This window comes from Shewanella sp. DNRA4, from assembly GCF_012843185.1.
Taxonomy (GTDB): Bacteria; Pseudomonadota; Gammaproteobacteria; order Enterobacterales; family Shewanellaceae; genus Shewanella; species Shewanella xiamenensis.
On sequence record NZ_JABAIP010000008.1, the window covers coordinates 99,272 to 111,529 of the forward strand.

Sequence of the window (12,258 nt, forward strand, 5' to 3'; positions counted from 1 at the left end):
CGAGTTATTGACGATTAAACTCTCAAGATAACGAGGATATGCAAAACTACGGCCAAGTTTTTACTTGGCCGAGCTAAAAAGAATTGCAGGGGTCATAGGTGTGAAATCGCCAAAGGATAACCAGTGGCGATGGTGCTAGAAAGGTTGCAAAACTCGACTTAGTTAGGCAATTGAATCCCCATATCGCGCATTCTGGCCATCTTGTATCTTAAGGTGCGCGCGCTGATCCCAAGTTTTTCGGCAACCAACTTACGGCTGCCTTGGCATTGCGCTAGGGTTTCGAGAATGATCACATGTTCCTGCGCCTTTAACTCTTCACCTAACCCCTCTGGCTCACTGCAATATTCAGCATCATCGGACGATAACGGCACATCTTGAGCATCAATAATAATGTCATTGGCAGTAATCACCGTACCTGATCGCAAAATCAAGGCTCGCTGCACAACGTTATCGAGCTCTCGCACATTACCTGGCCAGCGATGGCCAAGTAAACGGCGGCATGCGGCCTCATCAAATGAGGGTACGTCGATGATACTCAGTGCCTTTGCGTGTTTTGTGAGTAAATGCCGAGCTAAGGGTAAAATATCCGCAGGGCGTTGATTCAGTGCAGGCCACGTCAGTGGAAACACATTAATGCGATAATAGAGATCTTCCCTAAATTGCGCCGCGGCAACCACGGCTTTTAAATCACGATTTGAGGTTGCCAGCACTCTCACATTCAGCTTGATGGTTTTACGGCCGCCTAACCGCTCTACTTCACGCTCTTGCAATACGCGCAGCAGTTTGGCCTGTAACCCTAAATCCATCTCTGAAATTTCATCGAGTAATAACGTTCCGCCCTGTGCTTGTTCGAATTTACCGGGGCAAGCTTGGTAAGCACCGGTAAAAGCGCCCTTTTCATAACCAAATAATGTGGCTTCAAGCATATTCTCGGGGATGGCCGCACAGTTGATGGCCACAAAGGCCTCGTCAGCACGGCTACTATGTTGATGAATATAACGGGCTAACACTTCTTTACCCGAACCACTTGGCCCGAGGATCATCACCGAAGCATCAGAAGCTGCAACCCTCTGTGCTAAGGATAATAATGCAATGCTCTTTTCATCCGCCACGACGGGTTGATCGCTACTTTGTTTGAGCGGTAAATAGCGGGAAACTTGGTTGAGCAACACCTCTGGAGCGAAGGGTTTAGCCAAATAATCGACGGCGCCCAATTTAATTGCACTGACCGCACTGCCAATGGTGGCATACGCCGTCATCAATAACACTGGCAGCTTGGGGTGATGTTGCTGTAAGTAATTTAATAATCCTAAGCCGCCAATGCCCTGCATCTGCACATCGCTGATCACAAGATCAAATTGATGTTGTTTTAGTGCGATTATGGCTTCTTCACCAGATGCCACATCAATACAGTCGTATTGTGCCAACATTAAGGTGTCCAGCAACGCCTCGCGTAAGGATGCATCGTCTTCGACTAAGAGTAATTTGGCTTCAGACATAGGGTTTCTCCAGCGGCAATACAGTAGCAGATTTAGCCTGCGGGAAAGTAAGCGAAACAGTACAACCTTTATTGGGCATACAGCTTAATTGCAGTTGGCCGCCATGATTACGCACCACAGACTGTACAACAGCTAAGCCTAAACCTGTCCCCTGAGCTTTAGTGGTAAAGAAAGGTTCAAGCACTTTTTGCTGCATTTTGGCATCCAATCCTTTGCCATTATCGATGACATTGAGATGTAACTGTTCATTGCTATCACTAGCAACGATTTGGATCTGCGTTGCCCCGGCTTCAAGACTGTTCATCACGAGGTTATTGACGGCTGAACTCAGCGCATTCACATTCGCCAGCATTAAGCTATCAGAAATATTAGTTACCGCCAGTTCAGCGCCATGCTTAGTAACTATTGGTTCACAGTTAGCAACAACATTCTCGATAACATCATTAAGATTAATCAGTTCGCCCAGCTCATCTTGACGTCCTTTGGCCATCAGCAGCATATCGTTCACTTGGCGTTCAAGCTCATTGAGTCTATCCACTAATTTCTGCTGAAATTTTGCCTTAGCAGATTCCGATAATTTGGGACTGGCCAGATTAGCAGCATATAACAGTGCAGCCGACAGTGGCGTACGTACCTGATGCGCCAGCGTCGCCACCATTTTGCCGAGGGCTGACAGGCGCTGCAGATGGGAAAGATTCTTTTGCAGTAGACGAGTTTCGGTCAGATCCGTCAGCACAATTAATTGGCCAGGTTCCGGCGTTAATGGGGTAATCGCAAATTTGACTCGGCGGCCATTGCGTAATGAGACTTCATGGCCATCATCGTCCTGTGGCGCAAACGCAGTATGGATCACATCAATCCAGCGGGCACCGCATAACGACTGCTCCAGCAATTCGACGGCAACGGGGTTTGCATCGGTGACAATACCATCGCCGTTCAAAATCACCACGCCAGAGGGCATAGCCTGTAAAATATGCTCCATCCGATTGGACATATTGGCGGCCTCACGCAGTTGGTTCCATTGTTTGCTAGTGTGCTTGAATGTTTCAATTTGCGCTAGTGGATGAGCAGACATAGTCACTCCGTCAAAAAATTGCTTATGACGGAGTGTGTGCAGATTCTATGCCAAATTAGGAAATGAATTTAGATAGATAAAACAATAAGATAAATAACATCAAAATGACTATTCTTTCGTCATTCCGTACTTACGCATTTTCTCAACCAAGGTAGTACGGCGAATACCGAGCATTTCTGCAGCACGCGCAACCACGTTATCCTGCTGCTCTAACGCCTGGCGAATCATATCGATTTCAAGCTCTGCCAGCAGATCCTTGAGGTTAACGCCTTCAGGTGGTAACTCACTGGGGAAACGCGTTTCAGGAATTTCTACTGGCTCTTCGCTGGTGAAGATCGAAGCGAGCGCATCACGTTCTTGCTGCTCTTCACTGAGTTCGACACTATACTCAGGCACATCAATATGACGATACTTTATCGGCAAGTCGTTCACATCAACTAAACCGCCTGGATATAAAATCGTTAGGCGTTCAACAAGGTTAGATAATTCCCGGACGTTACCTGACCAAGCATGTTCTTTTAACGATTCAATAGCACGCTGAGTAAAACGAACTTTGCCACGCCCCTCGTTATAGACACGACTCACTAACTCTTGCAGCAGTAAAGGAACATCATCCTTACGCTCACTTAATGCTGGCATTTCGATCGGGAAGACGTTAAGGCGGTAATAAAGATCTTCACGGAACTCATTGCTGCTGATCATAGTTTCAAGATCCCTATGGGTTGCCGCTACGACACGTACATCAGCATTAATCGTTTTAGTTCCCCCAACACGCTCAAAGACACGTTCTTGCAACACACGCAGCAATTTTACCTGCATTTGCAAAGGCATGTCGCCAATTTCATCGAGGAACAGCGTGCCACCTTCGGCAAGTTCGAAACGGCCCTTACGAGAACTAATTGCCCCAGTAAAAGAGCCCTTTTCATGGCCAAATAATTCACTCTCCAATAACTCAGGCGGAATCGCGCCACAGTTAACCGGAATAAAAGGACCATCTCGGCGCTCAGATAAATAATGAATGTTCCGAGCAACCACTTCCTTACCCGTCCCCGACTGACCCAGGACTAATACAGTGGCATCAGAGGTGGCGACTTGGCTAATCAAGTGACGCACATTGGCAATGCCTTCACTACGACCCACTAAGCTACGAAACAGTTTGGTTTGATTTGCACTGGTTGGGACTTGTGGACGTTTGACTTGCCCATAAACCTGACAAAAATGCAGGAGTTCAGTTAGTTGTGGGTAGTTTAGTGGCTCTTCAATCTGACCCAGCACATTCGACACTTGCAGATCATCTACATTGCCAAATAACAAAATGGGTTGCCATGGGTACTGACTCGCAAGTGACTTGAGTGCATCAGCAGGCATATTATCAGCACTGACCACTAAAGCGCGGAACCGGGTATCTTGCAGACAAATACTTAACTTTTCGATGGCGACGATTTCAATCTGCTCACCCAAAAATTCAAAAATGCAACACAAGCGACTTAAGCGCTCTGATGGGGTTCCGACAAGTAAAATTCGTTGATCTGTTTGCATCATTCAGTAGGCCGTAAAGCGCTAATTAGGTATCAATTCGCATTAATTATTTATGATTAGTTGCTGTAAAAGCTTAACAAATTCAATGTAACAATCTGTGCCACCATCACTACTGTGATGAATATTGTATTATCAGCAGTCGAGAAGCAAGCCTCGAATGCCGATTCTGCCAAACTGAATTGATTTTAGTTCATTTAAGCTATGATTCTAGCTAAAAAGGTCAATTAATTGACACAAGACAAAAAAGACGCACTTTAGGGTGCGTCTTTTTCATTACTTAAAAGTAGGGTTAACGAGCTTCTTCAGTATGGGAAGAGATATTGTGTTTATCTATAGGGATGGCATCCCACCCTTCTTTGATGGTTCGTAAAATATCACAAACATCATCAATGGCCTTAACATCGTTATTGAGGTTAGCTTCAGAAATCTTACGTAACATAAAATCGTATAAATCACTCAAATTTTTAGCTATTTGCCCACCAGCATCCATATTTAAACTATTACTTAGCCCAATAATGATACCGACGGCTTTATTTATATAAATCCCTTTATTGACTAAATCATTCTGCTCAATCGCATAACGGCTTTGTGCAAGGCGCTGTAGAGCACCAGCAAACATCAACTGAATAATTCTATGTGGGGAAGCAACTGTAATTTCACTTTCAAGTGAAACCTTACGATATGATTGCAGTGATCCTCTCATAAACACCTACCTATTTGAATCTATAGTCTCATAAACACTGATCTGGCGCTTATTCTTATTGCTCGCATGTAATAATGCTTGCCTGTCAGCCATGATAATACTCGCCTTTTTCGAAAAGTCCTGAGTAAATTCAAGCTGACGCTGAAGATAGTTAGCATCCGTCATATTGGCATCGGCGACTAATACATTGAGTAAAAGTTGACGCTCGTCTACCATACTGTGCAAATTTGAGACCAAGTCATCTGTTTGGGGATCCTCAGCAGGAATTCGGTTTAGCTGCTCTAACACTTGCGCAAGTGTAATATTAAGCTCATCGAGTTGCTTCACAACAATATTCCTTTTTACTTAGATCGATTTAGCTTTTTTTAACTGCACCAGGCAAAGAGTTTAGTCGGTCAACTAAACCGCTACTCTGCTGATTGAGTTGCCCAACAACAAGATCCATCGCATTAAACTGTTTGGTTAAACGGGCGGTTAGCTGGTCCATCTTCAATGTAAATGCAGCTCTTTGATCAGCTAAACGACTTTGCTGACTCGTATAGCTAGACTGACGATCAGCAATCAAACCTGTTGATTTAACATAGCTATTAGCAAGATCGTTAAACCGATTAGCAAGACCTTTATCTGGAGTTGCAAACAGTGCTTCAACGCTCGGCATATCTTCGGTGAGTGCTTTATTGAGTTTTGTGTCATCTACGGATAATTTTCCGTATCTGTCTGTTTTAATACCAATATCATAAAGCGCTATTGAACCACCATCCGCAGTGGGAACACGTCCACTTGCCACACTGCGAAGCTGGGATTCAATTGAGCGAATCATAGAGTCGCCCTGTAGTGCGGCAGCCGTTTTTTTGTCTTTGTCGTAGGCGGACATCTTATCGATGGCCGTCACTAAACTATTGTAGGCATCAACAAAAGCTTGAACGTTTGTTTTTACAGCTTCATTGTCTTGCTCAATTTTAATCGTCGTTGTTTTAGCAACATCGGCATTGGTTAAATTCAGTGTCACACCGGTTATGGCATTTTTTACTTCATTACTTTGTGAGGTGACTTTTTGACCATCAATATAAAGTACTGCATTTTTAGCATCTTGCAATATCGAAGTATTGCCAGAACCAAACATATCAGTAACCCCAGAACCAGACGAATTCGTTGCTGTAAGACTAATTTGGTTATCTTCACCGGTTTTATTTGAGCTAAACACTAACCGGCTTCCTGCATCGCTGGTAATCACAGTTGCAGTGACACCAACATTATCAGAAGCTTCATTGACTTTTTTGGCAATTGTAGCCAAAGAATCGGTAGCAGCTATATCAACAGAAAAGCTTTTACCATTAACACCAAATGCTAAACTACCCTCCCCTACTGGTTGTGTAGCATCGGTAACATTGGTACCAGCAATCTTATGGTTAGTTGCTAATTGCTCAACTTTAATCCCATAGCTACCAGCTTGAGCTGTTTTTTCAGCTTTTGCGCTAAGGTATGCATCAGTGCTAACAGATATTTTCCGTTGATTTAACGCATCACCTGTTTGAAGTTTCTTAACGGCATCCTGAAACGTAGATAGCGCACTCTTTAAAGTCCCCATTGCAGAAACTTTTGCTTTGATGCTGTCTTCCGTCTTATTAAACATCGCTTCTTTGGGGGCTTTCTCGGCATCAACTAACACTTTTACGATGTTAGAAATGTCTAAACCAGACCCCATACCTGTCGCTGTTAATGCCATAAAAACCTCTCACTCATCAAAGGATAACTTACTGTGTGGTGTGAGTTTTAAGCTTCTGTCTTCATTAGCAGACCTGTCACTTCTGACAATTTTTCTGCTAATTTTAGTGCTTCCTCACTCGGCATCTGTCTGATGACATCACCAGTATCTCTATCTAAGACTGTTACTACTGCTTGCCCTGAATTTTCGTCAACTTTAAATGCAAGCCCTTTACGCATCATTGACATCATGTCAGAAAGTTCAGTAGCTACTTGGGTTAACTTTTCAGGATTTTGTTCATCTTCTGTTGCTCTTTGCTCAGTAGACTGTTCAACAGCTGATACGGCAGCATTGCGTTTTAACTCAACATCCGCCGTCGGTGCTTTCAGTGGTACTTGAGCCAAATCAATACGGTTTGAAGCCGCCATTGATGTGCTTGCTATATTAGTATCCATAGCTATACCTCACCATCATAAGCATTTGTCTTTTATACAGCCTAACAAACACTATAACTTAATGATCATTTATGTGGCAAAGGGAGATCCGTCACCGAACCTCCCTTATAACCTTATGCTTCAATAGATGATTAAAGCAGTGATAAGGCCACTTGAGGTAATTGGTTAGCTTGCGCCAACATTGCAGAACCTGTTTGTTGCAACACTTGGTTCTTGGTCATTTGTGACGTTTCTTTCGCAAAGTCAACGTCTACAATGCGGCTCTTCGCATCGGCAACGTTTGCTTGGGTGTTAGCACTGTTACTGATGTTATGGGCTAAACGGTTTTGGATAGCACCTAAATCCGCACGTTGCGCGTCAATGGTTTTGATTGCTGCGTCGATTTTCTTTAAAGATGATGCTCGGTCCGCTGATGTTGTATTACCTAAAGAGCCGACAGATAAAGAAGATTTGTTACTGGCTTTTACAGTAACTTTAATATCTTCGCCATCTTGTGCACCAACTTGGAAGCTCTTACCTGCAGAGAAACCACCTGCTAAGAGCTTAGTTGTACCAAAAGCCGTGGTTTTACCAATTTCATCAATCTCGTTGGCGAGTTGATCCATTTCAGCTTTTAGTGCGGTTAAGTCTGCAGTGCTGTTAGCACCGTTTTCAGACTGAACGGTTAAGTCACGCATACGTTGTAACATGTTAGTTTGTTCTTGCATCGCGCCTTCAGCAATCTGTGCAATAGAGATCGCATCGTTGGCGTTACGCATACCCACTTCTAAGCCACGAACCTGACTATTTAAGCGGTTAGAAATAGCTAAACCTGCTGCGTCGTCTTTTGCGCTATTAATGCGAAGACCACTGGATAAACGTTCCATTGAAGTGGCCAAACCGCTAGCGGAAGTATTTAAGTTTTTCTGTGCTTTTAAAGATGTAACGTTTGTGTTTACTGTAATGGCCATGATCGTTTCCTCTTTATACCTGGCTTGTCTAAACTTGCCTGTCTACTTAAGCCAGGCGGGTCTTAGTGGTTACAGTAAATATAACGGCAGCAATTTTTTTATCTTTAGGACTATTTTGATAAAAATTTTTATCTTTATAAAAACACATTTATTTTCATAAAGATAAACTTTTTCTTAACTAAAACTTTGCCTACTTTTCTAACCTTAGCTAGAAAAAGTAGGCAAAAGTACTCTACAAAAAGTGCGCGAGCTTAATCTAGCCCAATAGTGACAACGCCACTTGCGGTAATTGGTTTGCTTGAGCGAGCATCGCAGAACCCGTTTGTTGCAATACCTGATTCTTGGTCATTGCAGAGGTTTCTTTCGCAAAATCCACATCCACAATACGGCTCTTAGCATCGGCAACGTTTGCTTGAGTGTTCGCACTGTTACTGATGTTATGGGCTAAGCGGTTTTGAACCGCACCCAAATCGGCGCGTTGAGCATCAATTGTTTTAATCGCAGCATCAATTTTAGCCAATGAAGAAGCTCTGTTGGCGGACGTTGCGTTAGCTAAAGCTGCCACTGATAAAGAGTTTTTATTACTGGCTTTTACCGTAACTTTGACATCTTCACCTTCTTGGTGACCCACTTGGAATACCTTACCAGCAGAGAATGTACCCGTTAGTAATTTAGTATTACCAAAAGCAGTACTATTACCAATACTATCAATCTCTGTTGCCAGTTGATCCATTTCAGCCTTTAGAGCAGCCAAGTCAGCAGTGCTGTTGGCACCGTTTTCAGACTGAATCGTCAAGTCACGCATACGTTGTAACATGTTAGTCTGTTCTTGCATCGCACCTTCTGCAATCTGGGCAATGGAGATCGCATCGTTAGCGTTACGCATACCTACTTCTAAACCACGAACTTGGCTATTTAAGCGGTTAGAAATAGCTAGACCAGCAGCGTCATCTTTCGCACTGTTAATACGCAGACCGCTCGATAGACGTTCCATAGAGGTTGCTAAACCACTACTGGAGGTATTTAAATTTTTCTGTGCCTTCATCGAAGTCACGTTGGTATTAACTGTAATAGCCATGTTGAGTTCCTCTTCCTAGTTATACCGCCAAGGCTTGGAGCTTGGCTAAATTTTTAACAATTTATCTTACAGATGGTTAGGTCTTTGCTTTCTGTTAAATAAAGTCAAACAGGGAAACAGAACCCACCTTACTAAACACGTTAGAGACTGCGTTCAATGCAAGCTGCTGCTTTTCAAATTCCGTAATCGCTGACGCATAATCCAGATCTTCCAGAAGTGATAGTGCCGAAGTATTCACCACTTTCTCCTCTGTATGAGTATCCTTGTAACGCTCTACGGTTTTCAGACTATTTCCTGCCACACTTCTGGCTGAACTCATCTGATTGACGCCGCTATCGATGTTATTCAATAACTGTGCCAACTGAGCTTTTCCTTGGGGAGAATTTGCTGCGTTTGGATCTTCGATCAAAGCGATCGCATTACTGATCGTGTCAAAAATACTGACCTCAGCCTGAGGTTCCATGCTGAAACTATCACCAGCACTGGGTTTACCGTCTATCTTGACCTCTATTCCATTAAAACTCACAGGTGTCGTGGCATCGAAGTTTGCGACGTTAGCGACAGGGTTATTTGCAGAATCAAGCACCTGTAGATTGACGCCGCCAGAACCGTTATCAGAGAAATTAAACGTATATGTATCAGCCACATAAGTCGCTTGATCGGCTATTTTGGCTGTATCAACGTTAAATCCACCTTGCTGACTGGCCAAATAATTGACGCTATAATCGCCAAGCCCATTGGGAGCCTTCATAAACGCGAGATCGCCAGGAATATTGGTTCCAATGGCAACACCTGATTGCACTAAGCTATCGCGAACCCCAGAATCGCCGCTGTATACGATCTTGGGTGGAGTTGAATTATCAAAAGAGAAGGGTTGTTTGTCGGTACTAAACCCAGAAAACAGATAATTACCCGATTCATCTTTGCTATTGGCAATAGAGAGTAGTTCTTCAAGACTATCTTTCATCTCATCGGCAATCATTTGCCGCTCTGAGTCAGATAAAGTGCCGTTGACAGCACGCATCAACTGTTCACGAATAGAACCTGTTAAGTCTTCCGCACTGCCCAACTTGCTTTCTGTAACGGCAAGGCGGTTATTGGCATAGTCGATATTCTTCATAAATTGATCGACTAAGGCATTACGTTGATTTAGGTTGTCGATACCTAAAGCCGCAACAGGGTCATCCCCAGAGGTGTTGACCTTTTTGCCAGTGCTAAGCTGTTCTAAAATTTTGCTCGTTGCGGTTTGTTTTTGCAGCACGCTAGTAATACTTTGATTAAAGAGCTGCGCGGTTGATAATCGCATCGTCACTTCTCCTAACGCACTGAAGTCAATAGACTGTCAAAAATTTGCTGCGCGGTTGACATAATTCGCGCAGAAGCCTGATAAGCTTGTTGAAAACGCATCAGGTTGGCCGCTTCTTCATCTAAGTTCACGCCTGATTCACTTTCAACTCGGGTATAAGCTTGCTTATAAATGGCTTCTGCAGACCCCACTCGTACTTCAGCAGCTTTTGTTTGACTGCCAATATCCTGTTTGGTCTTTTGAAATACGTCTGCAAGCGTTGACTTACCACCATTCATCACTTTGGTTTCACTCAGTTTTGCCATCGCAACGGCGTTGGTGTTATCGCCCTCGGCAAAAGATAAATCGAAGGTAAATTTGTCACCCGCGGCTGCGCCGCTACTCTCAACTTCAAAGGTAAAACCAAATGCATTGATGCTCGGTGGCGTATAAGGCGCAGCAGCACCGAGTGATGCGCCTGATGCATCAAAGGCTTCAAAGGTCGGCGGCACGGCAGTTGTATTTAACTGAATAGTCAGCTCCCCCCCTTTTACAGGGAAATTCGCCGCATTACGGTCAGTAATTTGCGTGAGCTTAACTTGAGTGTTACCTGAGTTCGCAGTATCTGCGGTAATTTTGGGCGCCGCGGCAGCGATACCTTTAGGATCGGTCATCACTACTTCAATACCATTCGCGGCCCCTGCGGTTGGGCGAATGGCAAATCTGTCGCCAGAGGCCATGGCGCCAGCTTTAATATCAATAGAAAATCCAGCACCGCCTTCTAACTTAGTGCCGTTTAAGGTAAGCGGCGTTATCGCGCCGGTTTGCGTATCTCTCAGTTGATAGGTCGACGGCGCCGTAAACGACAGCTCATATGAGCCACCCGTTAAGGTACTGGTATCATCAATATTGACGCCTAAGGTCGCGTTACCTGTATTACCAGAAAGACCAGCAACACGGCCTAAGGACATTAGAGGATCGTTAATATCTTTGAACATATTTGCGCCAACTTGGCCATTAAGATCAAATCCTTGCGCTTGCAGTTTATTAAAGCTGTCTGCAACCCCTAAGGCCAATTGATCAAGCTCTAAGCTCGCAGGCATTAAGGTTTGGTCACGGTATTCAAACAATGCCCCCAACTGCCCTCCTAACTTGCTAGGATCGGCTTTTACGCTTTGTGAGCCAATGGTCGATACCAATTGCAATTCGTTGGGGAAGGGATCGCCCGTCGTCGTGCTCATCGACATTGCCACTTCCCCCGAAACCAACATGATAGAACCGCCTAACATGATGCTCTTTGCCCCATTATCCAAGGGGATCACATTCACCTGCGCATACTGACTTAGCTCTTGCACGAGCGCGTCTTGCTTATCTAATAAAATCGGATCTTGATTAGGCGATTTCATCAACTCAAGATTGAGATTAGCAAGTTCAGTGCTGATCTCATTAATGCGCTTAGTCATCCCAGTGATTTGATCATTGGTTTGATTTAGCTGCCCGTTCAAGGTTGACTGCATTTGATTCAAGCTATTTGCCAGTTGTTTGGCATCATTTAAGGTTGAGCTACGAATACCTAAATCAGCAGGTAAGTCTGCCAAGCTATTTAAGCCTGCAAACAAATCGTTCAAGCTCTGTGGTATCACTTTACCAATTTGGGAGAAAATTTGGTCCAGCTCACTAAGCTTGCCATAGCTAGCCTCAGCCGCACTCAGGGTCGTTTGGCCAATACGCAGTTCGCGCGAGGCATAGTCATTATAAATACGTTTCACATCAGACACATATGTCCCAGTACCGTAAAAACCATTTCCAAGACGTTGAGAATCTAAGGTGGTTTGGGTTGCCACTTGTCGGTGATACCCCGCGGTATTGGCGTTAGCAATGTTATTACTGGTCACCCCTAGTTGCGACTGAGAAGCGAGCACCCCTGTACGAGCAATGTTTAATAGATCGATAGCCATTAGCCGATACT

At 44.2% G+C, this 12,258-nt stretch carries 11 protein-coding genes; all 11 read right to left on the reverse strand.

Translation table 11 applies throughout. The annotated features are described in order from the left end of the window. Positions 1 to 158: 158 nt before the first annotated feature. A complete protein-coding gene (locus HG547_RS10340) occupies positions 159 to 1,499 on the reverse strand; it encodes a sigma-54 dependent transcriptional regulator (protein ID WP_169547796.1) in 1,341 nt (446 codons plus the stop codon). After that, positions 1,492 to 2,574, reverse strand: a complete 1,083-nt coding sequence (locus HG547_RS10345) for an ATP-binding protein (protein WP_169547797.1) — start codon at positions 2,572 to 2,574, stop codon at positions 1,492 to 1,494. Before HG547_RS10345 ends, HG547_RS10340 begins: the two co-directional genes overlap by 8 nt. A gap of 108 nt (positions 2,575 to 2,682) precedes the next feature. After that, positions 2,683 to 4,116 carry a sigma-54 dependent transcriptional regulator gene (locus HG547_RS10350; protein ID WP_069453234.1) on the reverse strand — a complete coding sequence of 478 codons (1,434 nt, stop codon included), beginning with the start codon at positions 4,114 to 4,116 and terminating at the stop codon, positions 2,683 to 2,685. 286 nt (positions 4,117 to 4,402) lie between these two features. Continuing rightward, positions 4,403 to 4,816, reverse strand: coding sequence for a flagellar export chaperone FliS (gene fliS, locus HG547_RS10355; RefSeq protein ID WP_144375186.1), 414 nt, complete (start codon positions 4,814 to 4,816; stop codon positions 4,403 to 4,405). Positions 4,817 to 4,822: 6 nt separating this feature from the next. Then, on the reverse strand, positions 4,823 to 5,143 hold the full coding sequence (locus tag HG547_RS10360; RefSeq protein ID WP_169547798.1) for a flagella biosynthesis chaperone for FliD, FliT: 321 nt from the start codon (positions 5,141 to 5,143) through the stop codon (positions 4,823 to 4,825). 28 nt (positions 5,144 to 5,171) lie between these two features. Next, positions 5,172 to 6,542 (reverse strand): flagellar filament capping protein FliD, encoded by a 1,371-nt coding sequence (fliD, locus tag HG547_RS10365; protein ID WP_047539515.1) that lies wholly within the window; start codon positions 6,540 to 6,542, stop codon positions 5,172 to 5,174. 47 nt (positions 6,543 to 6,589) lie between these two features. Continuing rightward, complete coding sequence (locus tag HG547_RS10370; protein ID WP_169547799.1) at positions 6,590 to 6,976, reverse strand: flagellar protein FlaG; 387 nt, start codon at positions 6,974 to 6,976, stop codon at positions 6,590 to 6,592. Positions 6,977 to 7,107: 131 nt separating this feature from the next. Beyond that, the gene (locus HG547_RS10375) at positions 7,108 to 7,926 is read right to left on the reverse strand and encodes a flagellin (protein WP_109277546.1); all 819 of its coding nucleotides are present in this window, start codon (positions 7,924 to 7,926) and stop codon (positions 7,108 to 7,110) included. A gap of 256 nt (positions 7,927 to 8,182) precedes the next feature. Further along, positions 8,183 to 9,004, reverse strand: coding sequence for a flagellin (locus tag HG547_RS10380; protein ID WP_109277545.1), 822 nt, complete (start codon positions 9,002 to 9,004; stop codon positions 8,183 to 8,185). Positions 9,005 to 9,098: 94 nt separating this feature from the next. Next, positions 9,099 to 10,310 carry a flagellar hook-associated protein FlgL gene (gene flgL, locus HG547_RS10385; protein ID WP_169547800.1) on the reverse strand — a complete coding sequence of 404 codons (1,212 nt, stop codon included), beginning with the start codon at positions 10,308 to 10,310 and terminating at the stop codon, positions 9,099 to 9,101. Positions 10,311 to 10,321: 11 nt separating this feature from the next. Beyond that, positions 10,322 to 12,247 (reverse strand): flagellar hook-associated protein FlgK, encoded by a 1,926-nt coding sequence (gene flgK, locus HG547_RS10390; protein ID WP_169547801.1) that lies wholly within the window; start codon positions 12,245 to 12,247, stop codon positions 10,322 to 10,324. Between the last annotated feature and the right edge of the window lie 11 nt (positions 12,248 to 12,258).